This window comes from Streptomyces erythrochromogenes (assembly GCF_040684695.1).
Classification (GTDB): Bacteria; Actinomycetota; Actinomycetes; order Streptomycetales; family Streptomycetaceae; genus Streptomyces; species Streptomyces erythrochromogenes_C.
The window spans coordinates 93,076-105,758 of sequence record NZ_JBFBGM010000009.1 but is presented as its reverse complement, the minus strand read 5'-3'; the positions used below and the strand labels follow the sequence as shown (position 1 = coordinate 105,758).

The window sequence follows — 12,683 nt, the reverse complement described above, 5'->3', positions numbered from 1 at the left end:
ACATGCTGATCCCTCGTAGGGTCAAGCACCGCAAGCAGCACCACCCGAAGCGCCGTGGTATGGCCAAGGGCGGTACTGAGGTCTCGTTCGGCGAGTACGGCATCCAGGCGCTCACCCCCGCCTACGTGACGAACCGCCAGATCGAGGCGGCTCGTATCGCGATGACCCGCCACATCAAGCGTGGCGGCAAGGTCTGGATCAACATCTACCCGGACCGTCCGCTGACGAAGAAGCCTGCCGAGACCCGCATGGGTTCCGGTAAGGGTTCCCCGGAGTGGTGGATCGCGAACGTGCACCCGGGCCGGGTCATGTTCGAGCTGTCCTACCCGAACGAAAAGATTGCGCGTGAGGCCCTCACTCGTGCGGCCCACAAGCTGCCGATGAAGTGCCGGATCGTCAAGCGCGAGGCAGGTGAGTCGTGATGGCGACGGGAACCAAGGCGTCCGAGCTCCGCGAGCTCGGCAACGAGGAGCTCGTTGCCAAGCTGCGCGAGGCCAAGGAGGAGCTCTTCAAGCTCCGTTTCCAGGCGGCCACCGGCCAGCTGGAGAACAACGGCCGGCTCAAGTCCGTCCGTAAGGACATCGCTCGCATCTACACCCTGATGCACGAGCGTGAGCTCGGTATCGAGACGGTGGAGAACGCCTGATGAGCGAGAACAACGTGACTGAGAAGACCGAGCGCGGCTTCCGCAAGACCCGTGAGGGTCTGGTCGTCAGCGACAAGATGGACAAGACCGTCGTCGTCGCCGTCGAGGACCGCGTCAAGCACGCGCTGTACGGCAAGGTCATCCGCCGTACGAACAAGCTCAAGGCTCACGACGAGCAGAACGCTGCCGGCGTCGGCGACCGCGTCCTCATCATGGAGACGCGTCCGCTGTCGGCGAGCAAGCGCTGGCGCATCGTCGAGATCCTCGAGAAGGCCAAGTAAGCACCTGAGGGGTTTCCCTTAGGTTCGTTCCGCCAGGCTCGGTGGGGGCTCCGCTCGCGTAGCGAGGCCCCCGCCGGGAACCGGCAGACAAACAGGAGATAGACGTGATCCAGCAGGAGTCGCGACTGCGTGTCGCCGACAACACTGGTGCCAAGGAGATCCTTTGCATCCGTGTTCTCGGTGGCTCCGGTCGCCGCTACGCGGGCATCGGTGACGTCATCGTCGCCACCGTCAAGGACGCGATCCCCGGTGGCAACGTGAAGAAGGGTGACGTCGTCAAGGCGGTCATCGTTCGCACCGTCAAGGAGCGCCGCCGCCAGGACGGCTCGTACATCCGCTTCGACGAGAACGCCGCCGTCATTCTGAAGAACGACGGCGACCCTCGCGGCACCCGTATCTTCGGCCCCGTCGGCCGTGAGCTGCGCGAGAAGAAGTTCATGAAGATCATCTCGCTCGCGCCGGAGGTGCTGTAAGCATGAAGATCAAGAAGGGCGACCTGGTACAGGTCATCACCGGTAAGGACAAGGGCAAGCAGGGCAAGGTCATCGTCGCCTTCCCCGCCGAGAACCGCGTCCTGGTCGAGGGTGTCAACCGGGTCAAGAAGCACACCAAGGCTGGCCAGAACCAGGCCGGTGGCATCGTGATCACCGAGGCTCCGGTGCACGTGTCCAACGTCCAGCTGGTCGTGGAGAAGGACGGCAAGAAGGTCGTCACCCGCGTCGGTTACCGCTTCGACGACGAGGGCAACAAGATCCGCGTTGCCAAGCGCACGGGTGAGGACATCTGATGGCTACCACTCCGCGTCTGAAGACGAAGTACCGCGAGGAGATCGCGGGCAAGCTGCGTGAGGAGTTCTCCTACGAGAACGTCATGCAGATCCCCGGCCTCGTCAAGATCGTCGTGAACATGGGTGTCGGCGACGCCGCCCGTGACTCGAAGCTGATCGACGGTGCCATCCGCGACCTGACGACGATCACCGGTCAGAAGCCGGCCGTCACGAAGGCCCGCAAGTCCATCGCGCAGTTCAAGCTGCGTGAGGGTCAGCCGATCGGCTGCCACGTCACCCTCCGTGGTGACCGCATGTGGGAGTTCCTGGACCGTACGCTGTCGCTCGCGCTGCCGCGTATCCGTGACTTCCGCGGTCTGTCGCCGAAGCAGTTCGACGGCCGTGGCAACTACACCTTCGGTCTCACGGAGCAGGTCATGTTCCACGAGATCGACCAGGACAAGATCGACCGTACCCGGGGTATGGACATCACCGTGGTCACCACGGCGACCAACGACGCTGAGGGCCGCGCGCTCCTTCGTCACCTCGGCTTCCCCTTCAAGGAGGCGTAAGCGAGATGGCGAAGAAGGCTCTCATCGCGAAGGCTGCCCGTAAGCCCAAGTTCGGTGTGCGTGCGTACACCCGCTGCCAGCGCTGCGGTCGCCCCCACTCCGTGTACCGCAAGTTCGGCCTCTGCCGCGTGTGCCTCCGTGAGATGGCTCACCGTGGCGAGCTGCCGGGCGTGACCAAGAGCTCCTGGTAATCACCCTCGTCCGCAAGGACTTGGGCGTTTCCAGGCACTCTCGGTAAGCATCTGGACGGTGGGTGCCCAGCCGCGCATGCCTTAGGCTTGTGTGGTTGGGCGTCCGCCGCCCTATCGACTTACTACGCCGTAGGTCCCCGTGCCGCACCCGTCCCGCCACTGAGTGGGGAGAGGGATGGCGCATACAGGAAACCCCGGCGAGAGAGGCCGAAGGCCACTTCATGACCATGACTGACCCCATCGCAGACATGCTCACGCGTCTGCGTAACGCTAACTCGGCGTACCACGACACCGTCGTGATGCCGCACAGCAAGATCAAGTCGCACATCGCGGAGATCCTCAAGCAGGAGGGTTTCATCACCGGCTGGAAGGTCGAGGACGCCGAGGTCGGCAAGAACCTCGTCCTCGAGCTGAAGTTCGGGCCGAACCGTGAGCGCTCCATCGCGGGCATCAAGCGGATCTCGAAGCCCGGTCTGCGCGTGTACGCGAAGTCCACCAACCTGCCCAAGGTCCTCGGCGGCCTCGGCGTGGCGATCATCTCCACGTCGCACGGTCTCCTGACCGGCCAGCAGGCAGGCAAGAAGGGCGTAGGTGGGGAAGTCCTCGCCTACGTCTGGTAGTCGGGAACGGAGGAAAAGCAATGTCGCGAATCGGCAAGCTCCCCATCCAGGTTCCCGCCGGTGTGGACGTCACCATCGATGGCCAGACGGTCAACGTGAAGGGCCCCAAGGGTTCCCTCGCGCACACCGTTAAGGCGCCCATCGCAGTTGTCAAGGACGAGGACGGCGTTCTGAACGTCACCCGTCCGAACGACGAGCGTCAGAACAAGGCCCTGCACGGCCTGTCCCGCACGCTGGTGGCGAACATGATCACCGGTGTGACCACGGGATACGTCAAGGCTCTCGAGATCAGCGGTGTCGGTTACCGCGTGGCCGCGAAGGGCTCCAACCTGGAGTTCCAGCTCGGCTACAGCCACCCGATCCTGGTGGAGGCGCCCGAGGGCATCTCCTTCAAGGTCGAGTCGCCGACCAAGTTCTCGGTCGAGGGCATCGACAAGCAGAAGGTCGGCGAGGTCGCCGCCAACATCCGCAAGCTGCGGAAGCCCGACCCGTACAAGGCCAAGGGTGTCAAGTACGCCGGCGAGGTCATCCGCCGCAAGGTCGGAAAGGCTGGTAAGTAGCCATGGCATACGGTGTGAAGATCGCCAAGGGCGACGCGTACAAGCGCGCTGCCAAGGCTCGCCGCCACATCCGCATCCGCAAGAACGTCTCGGGTACGGCGGAGCGTCCGCGCCTCGTCGTGACGCGTTCCAACCGCAACATCGTTGCTCAGGTCATCGACGACCTCCAGGGCCACACCCTGGCGTCGGCGTCGACCCTGGACGCTTCGATCCGCGGTGGCGAGGGCGACAAGAGCTCCCAGGCCCAGGCCGTCGGCGCGCTCGTCGCCGAGCGTGCCAAGGCCGCGGGTGTCGAGACCGTCGTCTTTGACCGCGGTGGCAACCGATACGCCGGGCGCATTGCCGCTCTGGCTGACGCCGCCCGCGAAGCCGGGCTGAAGTTCTAAGCCCCGGTTCCGGGACTCACGGACGTAACAGAGAGAGGTAATCCAATGGCTGGACCCCAGCGCCGCGGAAGCGGTGCCGGTGGCGGCGAGCGGCGGGACCGGAAGGGTCGCGACGGTGGCGCTGCCGCCGAGAAGACCGCTTACGTTGAGCGCGTTGTCGCGATCAACCGTGTCGCCAAGGTTGTCAAGGGTGGTCGTCGCTTCAGCTTCACCGCGCTCGTCGTGGTGGGTGACGGTGACGGCACCGTAGGTGTCGGTTACGGCAAGGCCAAGGAAGTTCCCGCGGCCATCGCCAAGGGCGTCGAGGAAGCCAAGAAGAACTTCTTCAAGGTTCCCCGCATCCAGGGCACCATCCCGCACCCGATCCAGGGCGAGAAGGCGGCCGGCGTTGTCCTGCTGAAGCCTGCTTCCCCCGGTACCGGTGTTATCGCCGGTGGCCCGGTGCGCGCCGTTCTGGAGTGCGCCGGCGTTCACGACATCCTGTCGAAGTCGCTCGGCTCCGACAACGCGATCAACATCGTGCACGCGACCGTGGAGGCCCTCAAGGGCCTGCAGCGTCCCGAGGAGATCGCGGCTCGCCGTGGTCTGCCCCTCGAGGACGTCGCCCCCGCGGCTCTCCTTCGTGCACGTGCCGGGGCGGGTGTCTGATGGCCCGCCTCAAGATCACGCAGACGAAGTCGTACATCGGCAGCAAGCAGAACCACCGCGACACGCTGCGTTCGCTCGGGCTCAAGCGCCTGAACGACGTCGTCGTCAAGGAGGACCGCCCCGAGTTCCGCGGAATGGTGCACACCGTCCGCCACCTCGTGACGGTTGAGGAGGTTGACTAATCATGGCTGAGAACAGCCCGCTGAAGGCCCACAACCTCCGTCCCGCCCCCGGCGCCAAGACCGCGAAGACCCGTGTCGGTCGTGGTGAGGCGTCGAAGGGTAAGACGGCCGGTCGTGGTACGAAGGGCCAGAAGGCCCGCTACCAGATCCCGCAGCGCTTCGAGGGTGGGCAGATGCCCCTCCACATGCGCCTGCCGAAGCTCAAGGGCTTCAAGAACCCGTTCCGCACCGAGTTCCAGGTTGTCAACCTGGACAAGCTCAGTGCTCTCTACCCCGAGGGTGGAGAAGTCACGGTGGCCGACCTGGTCGCCAAGGGCGCGGTTCGCAAGAACAGCCTCGTCAAGGTCCTGGGCCAGGGCGAGCTCTCCGTGGCGCTGCAGGTTTCGGTTGACGCCGTTTCCGCCTCCGCCAAGGAGAAGATTGCCGCTGCCGGCGGCACCGTCACCGAGCTCGTCTAAGACGATTTCAGTGGCTGAATAGCTCAAAACCCGACCGGGGATGCCTCACATATGGGGCATCCCCGGTTGGTCGTTCCACGGGGGGCACACTCGCCGGTAAGGTGGCGTGCACCATTGCTTTGTCGTATACGTCGATCCCTCAGACCGTCACCTCTGACGCAGTAGCGCGGGGGTCGCAGGAGGCACCGTGCTCACCGCGTTCGCCCGGGCGTTCAAGACGCCCGACCTGCGCAAGAAGCTGCTCTTCACGCTCGGCATCATCGTGCTGTTCCGGCTCGGGTCCCATGTCCCCGTCCCCGGCGTGAGCTACAAGAACGTACAGATCTGCGTGGAACAGGCCGGAAGCAGCAATGGTCTGTTCGGCCTCGTCAACATGTTCAGCGGTGGCGCGCTGCTGCAGATCACGATCTTTGCGCTCGGCATCATGCCGTACATCACGGCGAGCATCATTCTGCAGCTGCTGACCGTGGTCATCCCGAAGCTGGAGACCCTCAAGAAAGAGGGCCAGTCCGGCACGGCGAAGATCACTCAGTACACGCGCTATCTGACGGTCGCGCTCGCGATCCTCCAGGGCACCGGCCTCGTCGCCACCGCCCGGACGGGCGCCCTGTTCCAGGGCTGCCAGGTCGCCAGCCAGATCGTTCCCGACCGGTCGATCTTCACCACGGTCGTCATGGTGGTCACCATGACCGCCGGTACCTGCGTCGTCATGTGGCTCGGTGAGCTGATCACCGACCGCGGCATCGGCAACGGCATGTCGATCCTCATGTTCATCTCGATCGCCGCCGGCTTCATCGGCGCCCTCTGGCAGATCAAGCTCCAGGGCAAGATCGCGGACGGCTGGGTCGAGTTCGGCGTCGTCATGCTGGTCGGCCTCGCGATGGTCGGCCTGGTGGTCTTCGTCGAGCAGGCGCAGCGCCGGATCCCGGTCCAGTACGCGAAGCGCATGATCGGCCGCCGCGCTTACGGCGGCACGTCCACCTACATCCCGCTCAAGGTGAACCAGGCGGGCATCATCCCCGTCATCTTCGCCTCGTCGCTGCTCTACATCCCGGCACTGGTCGTGCAGTTCAGCGGGTCCACCGCGGGCTGGGCCACCTGGATCCAGAAGCACTTCGTCAAGGGCGACCACCCGTACTACATCGCGGTCTACTTCCTCCTGATCGTCTTCTTCGCGTTCTTCTACGTGGCGATCTCGTTCAACCCCGAGGAAGTTGCAGACAACATGAAGAAGTATGGTGGGTTCATCCCCGGTATCCGTGCCGGTCGACCCACCGCCGAGTACCTGAGCTACGTGCTCAACCGGATCACCTGGCCGGGGTCGCTGTACCTGGGTCTCATCGCTCTTGTGCCGACGATGGCGTTGGCCGGCTTCGGAGCGAACCAGAACTTCCCGTTCGGCGGGACGAGCATCCTCATCATCGTGGGTGTGGGTCTGGAAACCGTGAAGCAGATCGAGAGCCAGCTCCAGCAGCGTAACTACGAAGGGTTCCTCCGCTGATGCGAATCGTCCTCGTCGGACCGCCCGGTGCGGGCAAGGGAACGCAGGCCGCGTTCCTTGCCAAGAACCTGTCGATCCCGCACATCTCCACGGGCGACCTGTTCCGGGCCAACATCAGCCAGGGCACCGAGCTGGGCCTGCGCGCCAAGGCGTTCATGGACGCCGGCGACCTCGTCCCGGACGAGATCACCATCGGTATGGCCAAGGACCGGATGGAGCAGCCCGACGCCGCCGGCGGCTTCCTGCTCGACGGCTTCCCGCGCAACGTCTCCCAGGCCGAGGCCCTCGACGTGATGCTCCAGGAGTCGGGCATGAAGCTCGACGCCGTCCTCGACCTGGAGGTCGAGGAGGACGAGGTCGTCAAGCGCATCGCCGGCCGCCGCGTCTGCCGCAACGAGTCCGCGCACGTCTTCCACGTCGTGTACGCCGCCCCGAAGACCGAGGGCGTCTGCGACCAGTGCGGTGGCGAGCTCTACCAGCGCGGTGACGACTCCGAGGCCACGGTGCGCAACCGGCTGGAGGTCTACCACACGCAGACCGAGCCGATCATCGACTACTACAAGGCCCAGGGCCTGCTGGTGACCATCCCGGCCCTCGGTGAGGTCGCGGACGTCACCAAGCGCGCCATGGACGCCCTGCAGAAGTAGTTCCCCAGAGGTACAGGTACGGCCGCGGTGTCCCCAGGGCATCGCGGCCGTACTGTTGATAAGACCCGCATCAGAGGTGGAAGGCAGTTCCATGGTCCAGATCAAGACCCCCGAGCAGATCGCGAAGATGCGCGAGGCGGGGCTGGTCGTCGCGGCGATCCACGCGGCGACCCGTGAGGCGGCCGTGCCGGGCGCCACGACACGGGACCTGGACATGGTCGCCCGCAAGGTCATCGCGGACGCCGGGGCGAAGTCGAACTTCCTCGGCTACGGCGGCTTCCCCGCGACGATCTGCACCTCGGTGAACGAGGTCGTCGTCCACGGCATCCCGGACGACAAGACCGTCCTGAAGGACGGCGACATCATCTCGATCGACGCCGGCGCGATCGTGGACGGCTGGCACGGAGACGCCGCGTACACGGCCTTCGTGGGCACCGGTCACGCTCCGGAGCTGGTCGAGCTCTCCCGGGTCACCGAGGAGTCCATGTGGGCCGGCATCGCCGCCATGAAGCTGGGCAACCGCCTCGTGGACATCTCCAAGGCGATCGAGACCTACATCAAGCGCCAGCCCCGCCCCTCCACCGGTGAGCACAGCCTCGGCAAGTTCGGGATCATCGAGGACTACGGCGGCCACGGCATCGGGTCCGAGATGCACATGGACCCCCACCTGCTGAACTACGTCTCGCGCAAGCGGGGCAAGGGGATCAAGCTCGTCCCGGGCGTCTGCCTGGCGATCGAGCCGATGGTCTCCCTGGGCACCGCCCAGACGGAGGTCCTCTCGGACGACTGGACGGTCATCACGACGGACGGCACCTGGTCCTCGCACTGGGAGCACTCCATCGCGCTGACGGAGGCCGGTCCGATCGTCCTGACCAGCCCCGACTGCGGCAAGGCGAAGCTGGCGGAGTACGGGGTCACCACGGCCCCGGACCCCCTCGGTTAATGATCTAGACTCTGGGGCAAACTTTCCGGATTCGTCTTTCTGGGTGCCCTGACGTAGACTGACTCGTCGGCTCTCGTGCACTTCCATGTCCGCATGGCGCACGGGGCCGATCAAGGTAGCCGATTCGAAAGGCGAAGCGTGGCCAAGAAGCAAGGTGCCATCGAGATCGAGGGCACCGTGATCGAGTCCCTCCCGAACGCCATGTTCAAGGTGGAACTCCAGAACGGTCACAAGGTCCTCGCGCACATCAGCGGGAAGATGCGTATGCACTACATCCGCATCCTGCCCGATGACCGGGTCGTCGTGGAGCTCTCTCCCTACGACCTGACGCGTGGCCGGATCGTCTACCGATACAAGTAGATCTTGCTCTCACTCCTGCCTGGGCGTCCGTCCCGGTGCGGGTGGTGGCACTGACCCGGAGAACCTCACCAACATGAAGGTCAAGCCGAGCGTCAAGAAGATCTGCGACAAGTGCAAGGTGATCCGCCGTCACGGCCGGGTCATGGTCATCTGCGACAACCTGCGCCACAAGCAGCGCCAGGGCTGACGCACGCCGACCGACCTGCCTTAACGCAGTTCTTCGCGCGACGTAAGAAAACGTACATACGCAGAACCCGCCCAGCCCCGCAAGGGCCGGCGGCACCTCCGGCGGGGGCCGGGGACCCGGACGTACCATCACCCACTCGGGCGGTCGGCGGTCGGGATCGGTTCTGTGGAAGACCCCCGAACACACAGGAGCCATTGAATGGCACGCGTTTCCGGTGTTGACATCCCGCGCGAAAAGCGTGTGGAGATCGCACTCACCTACGTCTTCGGTATCGGGCGCACCCGGTCCAAGGAGATCCTCGCCTCCACCGGCGTGAACCCGAACACCCGCGTTCGTGACCTGGCCGAAGAGGACCTCGTCAAGATCCGCGAGTACGTGGACGCCAACCTCCGTACCGAGGGTGACCTCCGCCGCGAGATCCAGGGCGACATCCGCCGCAAGATCGAGATCCAGTGCTACCAGGGTATCCGCCACCGTCGCGGCCTCCCGGTGCACGGTCAGCGCACCAGCACGAACGCGCGTACCCGCAAGGGCCCGCGTCGCGCGATCGCCGGTAAGAAGAAGCCGGGCAAGAAGTAGTCCTGTTCAGCGGTCTTGCGCTGTAGGACCGACCACCTCCCGTAGGAGATTTAGATGCCCCCCAAGGGTCGTCAGGGCGCTGCCAAGAAGGTGCGCCGCAAGGAAAAGAAGAACGTCGCTCACGGGCACGCCCACATCAAGAGCACGTTCAACAACACCATCGTTTCGATCACGGACCCGTCCGGCAACGTGATCTCCTGGGCCTCCGCCGGCCACGTCGGCTTCAAGGGCTCGCGCAAGTCCACCCCCTTCGCCGCGCAGATGGCCGCCGAGTCGGCCGCCCGCCGCGCGCAGGAGCACGGCATGCGCAAGGTCGACGTCTTCGTCAAGGGTCCCGGCTCCGGCCGTGAGACCGCGATCCGCTCCCTCCAGGCCACCGGCCTCGAGGTCGGCTCGATCCAGGACGTCACCCCCACCCCGCACAACGGCTGCCGCCCGCCGAAGCGCCGCCGCGTCTGACGCAGCGGACGCACCTGTGCGTTCTTGAGTGTCCGGGCGGTACGACCCCTTCGGGGGACGTACCGCCCGTACCCTTGCAGTAGCCGTACCCCCGGTACGGCATCCCGTCGGGCGTCAAATAGTGGGCGTCCACGAATGAAGGAACACAGACATGCTGATCGCTCAGCGTCCGTCGCTGACCGAAGAGGTCGTTGACGAGTACCGCTCGCGGTTCGTGATCGAGCCCCTGGAGCCGGGCTTCGGTTACACCCTCGGCAACTCCCTGCGCCGTACCCTCCTGTCCTCCATCCCGGGTGCCGCTGTCACCAGCATCCGCGTGGACGGCGTCCTGCACGAGTTCACCACCGTGCCGGGCGTCAAGGAAGACGTCACGGACATCATCCTCAACATCAAGCAGCTGGTCGTCTCCTCGGAGCACGACGAGCCGGTCGTGATGTACCTGCGCAAGCAGGGCCCCGGCCTGGTCACCGCCGCCGACATCGCGCCCCCGGCCGGTGTCGAGGTGCACAACCCGGACCTGGTCCTCGCCACGCTCAACGGCAAGGGCAAGCTGGAGATGGAGCTGACCGTCGAGCGCGGTCGCGGCTACGTCTCCGCCGTCCAGAACAAGCAGCTGGGCCAGGAGATCGGCCGCATCCCGGTCGACTCCATCTACAGCCCGGTCCTCAAGGTCACCTACAAGGTCGAGGCGACCCGAGTCGAGCAGCGCACCGACTTCGACAAGCTCATCGTCGACGTCGAGACCAAGCAGGCCATGCGCCCGCGCGACGCCATGGCGTCCGCCGGCAAGACCCTGGTCGAGCTGTTCGGTCTGGCCCGCGAGCTCAACATCGACGCCGAGGGCATCGACATGGGCCCGTCCCCGACGGACGCCGCCCTGGCCGCCGACCTGGCGCTGCCGATCGAGGAGCTCGAGCTCACCGTTCGGTCGTACAACTGCCTCAAGCGCGAGGGCATCCACTCCGTGGGTGAGCTCGTCGCCCGCTCCGAGGCCGACCTGCTCGACATCCGCAACTTCGGTGCGAAGTCGATCGACGAGGTCAAGGCGAAGCTGGCCGGCATGGGCCTGGCCCTCAAGGACAGCCCGCCCGGATTCGACCCGACCGCCGCCGCCGACGCCTTCGGCGCCGACGACGACGCGGACGCCGGTTTCGTCGAGACCGAGCAGTACTGAGAAAGCTTGCGGGGGGCTCGCGCCCCCCGCACCCACCCTCTCGCGACCGCTTGAGGGAACTGACTCCGGTACCTGACACGGCCGGTGCAGATTTGAAGGAGTAACAATGCCGCGTCCCGCAAAGGGTGCCCGCCTGGGCGGCTCCGCCGCGCACGAGAAGCACCTCCTCGCGAACCTCGCGAAGGCGCTCTTCGAGCACGGCCGCATCACCACCACCGAGGCCAAGGCCCGCCGCCTGCGTCCCTACGCCGAGCGTCTGGTCACCAAGGCCAAGAAGGGCGACATCCACAACCGTCGCCTGGTGCTGCAGACGATCACGGACAAGAGCATCGTCCACACGCTCTTCACCGAGATCGCCCCGCGCTACGAGAACCGCCCCGGTGGTTACACGCGCATCACCAAGATCGGCAACCGTCGTGGCGACAACGCCCCGATGGCCGTGATCGAGCTGGTCGAGGCCCTCACGGTCGCCCAGCAGGCCACCGGTGAGGCCGAGGCCGCCACCAAGCGCGCGGTCAAGGAGGCGGAGGCCGTCGAGACCCCCGCCGAGGAGACCAAGGAGGCCTGATCCCCCGGGATCACGCTTGCTTGAACGGCTCTGAACGGGCCCGCCCCCTTCCCGGGGCGGGCCCGTTCTGCATATGGGTGATTCTGAGAGGATCGGTCACGTGAGTGACGAGGTGGAGCCCGGGCACGTCCGGGTACGGCTGGACCTGAGCTACGACGGCAAGGACTTCTCCGGCTGGGCGAAGCAGCGCACGCTGCGGACCGTCCAGGGAGAGCTGGAGAGCGCCCTGCAGACCGTGATGCGGCTGAAGGACCCGGTCGAGCTGACCGTGGCCGGGCGCACGGACGCGGGCGTGCACGCCCGCGGACAGGTCGCGCAGTTCGACCTCGCCGAGGAGGTCTGGGCCGAGCACCACGACAAGCTGCTGCGCCGCCTCGCCGGCCGCCTGCCGCACGACGTGCGGGTCTGGAAGGTCGCCGAGGCCCCCGAGGGCTTCAACGCGCGCTTCTCGGCGATCTGGCGCCGCTACGCCTACCGCGTGGGCGACCACCAGGGCGGCGTGGACCCGCTGCGCCGCGGGCACGTCCTGTGGCACCAGTGGCCCCTCGACGTGGACGCGATGAACGAGGCCGCCGCCCCGCTGCTGGGCGAGCACGACTTCGCCGCCTACTGCAAGAAGCGCGAGGGCGCCACGACGATCCGCACGCTCCAGCAGCTCAGCTGGGAGCGCGCCGAGGACGGCATCGTCACCGCGACCGTCCGCGCCGACGCCTTCTGCCACAACATGGTCCGCTCCCTGGTGGGCGCCCTGCTGCACGTCGGGGACGGCCACCGGCCCACCGACTGGCCCGGGAAGGTGCTGGCAGCCGCCGTACGGGACTCCTCGGTGCACGTGGTCAAGCCGCACGGGCTGACCCTGGAGGAGGTCGGCTACCCGGCCGACGAACTGCTGGCCGCCCGCAGCAAGGAAGCGCGCAACATGCGGACCCTGCCGGCCGCCGGCTGCTGCTGAGCC

At 66.1% G+C, this 12,683-nt stretch carries 23 protein-coding genes; all 23 read left to right on the top strand.

All coding sequences use genetic code 11. The features are described 5' to 3' along the window. Nucleotides 1-2: 2 nt before the first annotated feature. Nucleotides 3-422 (top strand): 50S ribosomal protein L16, encoded by a 420-nt coding sequence (gene rplP, locus AB0O53_RS16225; RefSeq protein ID WP_030653642.1) that lies wholly within the window; start codon nucleotides 3-5, stop codon nucleotides 420-422. After that, a complete protein-coding gene (rpmC, locus tag AB0O53_RS16220; RefSeq protein WP_007265907.1) occupies nucleotides 422-646 on the top strand; it encodes a 50S ribosomal protein L29 in 225 nt (74 codons plus the stop codon). Before rplP ends, rpmC begins: the two co-directional genes overlap by 1 nt. Beyond that, nucleotides 646-927, top strand: coding sequence for a 30S ribosomal protein S17 (gene rpsQ, locus AB0O53_RS16215; protein WP_030008467.1), 282 nt, complete (start codon nucleotides 646-648; stop codon nucleotides 925-927). The genes rpmC and rpsQ overlap by 1 nt, the downstream gene beginning before the upstream one ends. Before the next feature lie 104 nt (nucleotides 928-1,031). After that, entirely contained in the window at nucleotides 1,032-1,400 is a 369-nt protein-coding gene (gene rplN / locus AB0O53_RS16210; RefSeq protein WP_003956455.1) for a 50S ribosomal protein L14, read from the top strand. A 2-nt stretch (nucleotides 1,401-1,402) separates the two neighbouring features. Beyond that, on the top strand, nucleotides 1,403-1,714 hold the full coding sequence (gene rplX / locus AB0O53_RS16205; protein ID WP_030026329.1) for a 50S ribosomal protein L24: 312 nt from the start codon (nucleotides 1,403-1,405) through the stop codon (nucleotides 1,712-1,714). Continuing rightward, nucleotides 1,714-2,265 (top strand): 50S ribosomal protein L5, encoded by a 552-nt coding sequence (gene rplE, locus AB0O53_RS16200; protein WP_030026331.1) that lies wholly within the window; start codon nucleotides 1,714-1,716, stop codon nucleotides 2,263-2,265. The genes rplX and rplE overlap by 1 nt, the downstream gene beginning before the upstream one ends. A gap of 5 nt (nucleotides 2,266-2,270) precedes the next feature. Next, the gene (locus AB0O53_RS16195; RefSeq protein ID WP_003956452.1) at nucleotides 2,271-2,456 is read left to right on the top strand and encodes a type Z 30S ribosomal protein S14; all 186 of its coding nucleotides are present in this window, start codon (nucleotides 2,271-2,273) and stop codon (nucleotides 2,454-2,456) included. 221 nt (nucleotides 2,457-2,677) lie between these two features. Next, entirely contained in the window at nucleotides 2,678-3,076 is a 399-nt protein-coding gene (gene rpsH / locus AB0O53_RS16190; RefSeq protein WP_007265911.1) for a 30S ribosomal protein S8, read from the top strand. Nucleotides 3,077-3,096: 20 nt separating this feature from the next. Beyond that, nucleotides 3,097-3,636: a 50S ribosomal protein L6 gene (gene rplF / locus AB0O53_RS16185; protein WP_030653648.1), complete on the top strand. Its 540-nt coding sequence runs from the start codon at nucleotides 3,097-3,099 to the stop codon at nucleotides 3,634-3,636. Between the two features lie 2 nt (nucleotides 3,637-3,638). Continuing rightward, nucleotides 3,639-4,022 (top strand): 50S ribosomal protein L18, encoded by a 384-nt coding sequence (gene rplR / locus AB0O53_RS16180; RefSeq protein WP_030008471.1) that lies wholly within the window; start codon nucleotides 3,639-3,641, stop codon nucleotides 4,020-4,022. A gap of 45 nt (nucleotides 4,023-4,067) precedes the next feature. Next, nucleotides 4,068-4,670, top strand: coding sequence for a 30S ribosomal protein S5 (rpsE, locus tag AB0O53_RS16175; RefSeq protein ID WP_007265914.1), 603 nt, complete (start codon nucleotides 4,068-4,070; stop codon nucleotides 4,668-4,670). Further along, a complete protein-coding gene (gene rpmD / locus AB0O53_RS16170) occupies nucleotides 4,670-4,852 on the top strand; it encodes a 50S ribosomal protein L30 (RefSeq protein WP_005313525.1) in 183 nt (60 codons plus the stop codon). The genes rpsE and rpmD overlap by 1 nt, the downstream gene beginning before the upstream one ends. Before the next feature lie 2 nt (nucleotides 4,853-4,854). Further along, complete coding sequence (rplO, locus tag AB0O53_RS16165) at nucleotides 4,855-5,310, top strand: 50S ribosomal protein L15 (RefSeq protein WP_030842688.1); 456 nt, start codon at nucleotides 4,855-4,857, stop codon at nucleotides 5,308-5,310. A 187-nt stretch (nucleotides 5,311-5,497) separates the two neighbouring features. Beyond that, nucleotides 5,498-6,811: a preprotein translocase subunit SecY gene (gene secY / locus AB0O53_RS16160; protein WP_030026339.1), complete on the top strand. Its 1,314-nt coding sequence runs from the start codon at nucleotides 5,498-5,500 to the stop codon at nucleotides 6,809-6,811. After that, complete coding sequence (locus tag AB0O53_RS16155; protein ID WP_031152742.1) at nucleotides 6,811-7,458, top strand: adenylate kinase; 648 nt, start codon at nucleotides 6,811-6,813, stop codon at nucleotides 7,456-7,458. Before secY ends, AB0O53_RS16155 begins: the two co-directional genes overlap by 1 nt. Nucleotides 7,459-7,549: 91 nt before the next feature. Continuing rightward, on the top strand, nucleotides 7,550-8,401 hold the full coding sequence (map, locus tag AB0O53_RS16150) for a type I methionyl aminopeptidase (RefSeq protein WP_030653658.1): 852 nt from the start codon (nucleotides 7,550-7,552) through the stop codon (nucleotides 8,399-8,401). A gap of 138 nt (nucleotides 8,402-8,539) precedes the next feature. Next, nucleotides 8,540-8,761: a translation initiation factor IF-1 gene (gene infA, locus AB0O53_RS16145; RefSeq protein ID WP_003956442.1), complete on the top strand. Its 222-nt coding sequence runs from the start codon at nucleotides 8,540-8,542 to the stop codon at nucleotides 8,759-8,761. A 73-nt stretch (nucleotides 8,762-8,834) separates the two neighbouring features. Continuing rightward, nucleotides 8,835-8,948, top strand: coding sequence for a 50S ribosomal protein L36 (rpmJ, locus tag AB0O53_RS16140; RefSeq protein WP_003956441.1), 114 nt, complete (start codon nucleotides 8,835-8,837; stop codon nucleotides 8,946-8,948). Nucleotides 8,949-9,146: 198 nt separating this feature from the next. Then, on the top strand, nucleotides 9,147-9,527 hold the full coding sequence (gene rpsM, locus AB0O53_RS16135) for a 30S ribosomal protein S13 (RefSeq protein WP_007265919.1): 381 nt from the start codon (nucleotides 9,147-9,149) through the stop codon (nucleotides 9,525-9,527). A gap of 54 nt (nucleotides 9,528-9,581) precedes the next feature. Beyond that, nucleotides 9,582-9,986: a 30S ribosomal protein S11 gene (gene rpsK, locus AB0O53_RS16130; RefSeq protein WP_003956432.1), complete on the top strand. Its 405-nt coding sequence runs from the start codon at nucleotides 9,582-9,584 to the stop codon at nucleotides 9,984-9,986. A 151-nt stretch (nucleotides 9,987-10,137) separates the two neighbouring features. After that, nucleotides 10,138-11,160 (top strand): DNA-directed RNA polymerase subunit alpha, encoded by a 1,023-nt coding sequence (locus tag AB0O53_RS16125; protein WP_007265920.1) that lies wholly within the window; start codon nucleotides 10,138-10,140, stop codon nucleotides 11,158-11,160. A gap of 106 nt (nucleotides 11,161-11,266) precedes the next feature. Further along, a complete protein-coding gene (gene rplQ, locus AB0O53_RS16120; protein WP_030154710.1) occupies nucleotides 11,267-11,728 on the top strand; it encodes a 50S ribosomal protein L17 in 462 nt (153 codons plus the stop codon). A 100-nt stretch (nucleotides 11,729-11,828) separates the two neighbouring features. Continuing rightward, nucleotides 11,829-12,680 (top strand): tRNA pseudouridine(38-40) synthase TruA, encoded by an 852-nt coding sequence (truA, locus tag AB0O53_RS16115; RefSeq protein WP_350992841.1) that lies wholly within the window; start codon nucleotides 11,829-11,831, stop codon nucleotides 12,678-12,680. Nucleotides 12,681-12,683: the final 3 nt, after the last annotated feature.

What these genes read in the sequence shown, in the direction of transcription:
- rplP (WP_030653642.1), top strand. Translation starts at nt 3, where the DNA reads ATGCTGATCCCTCGTAGGGTCAAGCACCGCAAGCAGCACCACCCGAAG.
- rpmC (WP_007265907.1), top strand. Translation starts at nt 422, where the DNA reads ATGGCGACGGGAACCAAGGCGTCCGAGCTCCGCGAGCTCGGCAACGAG.
- rpsQ (WP_030008467.1), top strand. Translation starts at nt 646, where the DNA reads ATGAGCGAGAACAACGTGACTGAGAAGACCGAGCGCGGCTTCCGCAAG.
- rplX (WP_030026329.1), top strand. Translation starts at nt 1,403, where the DNA reads ATGAAGATCAAGAAGGGCGACCTGGTACAGGTCATCACCGGTAAGGAC.
- rplE (WP_030026331.1), top strand. Translation starts at nt 1,714, where the DNA reads ATGGCTACCACTCCGCGTCTGAAGACGAAGTACCGCGAGGAGATCGCG.
- AB0O53_RS16195 (WP_003956452.1), top strand. Translation starts at nt 2,271, where the DNA reads ATGGCGAAGAAGGCTCTCATCGCGAAGGCTGCCCGTAAGCCCAAGTTC.
- rpsH (WP_007265911.1), top strand. Translation starts at nt 2,678, where the DNA reads ATGACCATGACTGACCCCATCGCAGACATGCTCACGCGTCTGCGTAAC.
- rplF (WP_030653648.1), top strand. Translation starts at nt 3,097, where the DNA reads ATGTCGCGAATCGGCAAGCTCCCCATCCAGGTTCCCGCCGGTGTGGAC.
- rplR (WP_030008471.1), top strand. Translation starts at nt 3,639, where the DNA reads ATGGCATACGGTGTGAAGATCGCCAAGGGCGACGCGTACAAGCGCGCT.
- rpsE (WP_007265914.1), top strand. Translation starts at nt 4,068, where the DNA reads ATGGCTGGACCCCAGCGCCGCGGAAGCGGTGCCGGTGGCGGCGAGCGG.
- rpmD (WP_005313525.1), top strand. Translation starts at nt 4,670, where the DNA reads ATGGCCCGCCTCAAGATCACGCAGACGAAGTCGTACATCGGCAGCAAG.
- rplO (WP_030842688.1), top strand. Translation starts at nt 4,855, where the DNA reads ATGGCTGAGAACAGCCCGCTGAAGGCCCACAACCTCCGTCCCGCCCCC.
- AB0O53_RS16155 (WP_031152742.1), top strand. Translation starts at nt 6,811, where the DNA reads ATGCGAATCGTCCTCGTCGGACCGCCCGGTGCGGGCAAGGGAACGCAG.
- map (WP_030653658.1), top strand. Translation starts at nt 7,550, where the DNA reads ATGGTCCAGATCAAGACCCCCGAGCAGATCGCGAAGATGCGCGAGGCG.
- rpmJ (WP_003956441.1), top strand. Translation starts at nt 8,835, where the DNA reads ATGAAGGTCAAGCCGAGCGTCAAGAAGATCTGCGACAAGTGCAAGGTG.
- rpsM (WP_007265919.1), top strand. Translation starts at nt 9,147, where the DNA reads ATGGCACGCGTTTCCGGTGTTGACATCCCGCGCGAAAAGCGTGTGGAG.
- rpsK (WP_003956432.1), top strand. Translation starts at nt 9,582, where the DNA reads ATGCCCCCCAAGGGTCGTCAGGGCGCTGCCAAGAAGGTGCGCCGCAAG.
- AB0O53_RS16125 (WP_007265920.1), top strand. Translation starts at nt 10,138, where the DNA reads ATGCTGATCGCTCAGCGTCCGTCGCTGACCGAAGAGGTCGTTGACGAG.
- rplQ (WP_030154710.1), top strand. Translation starts at nt 11,267, where the DNA reads ATGCCGCGTCCCGCAAAGGGTGCCCGCCTGGGCGGCTCCGCCGCGCAC.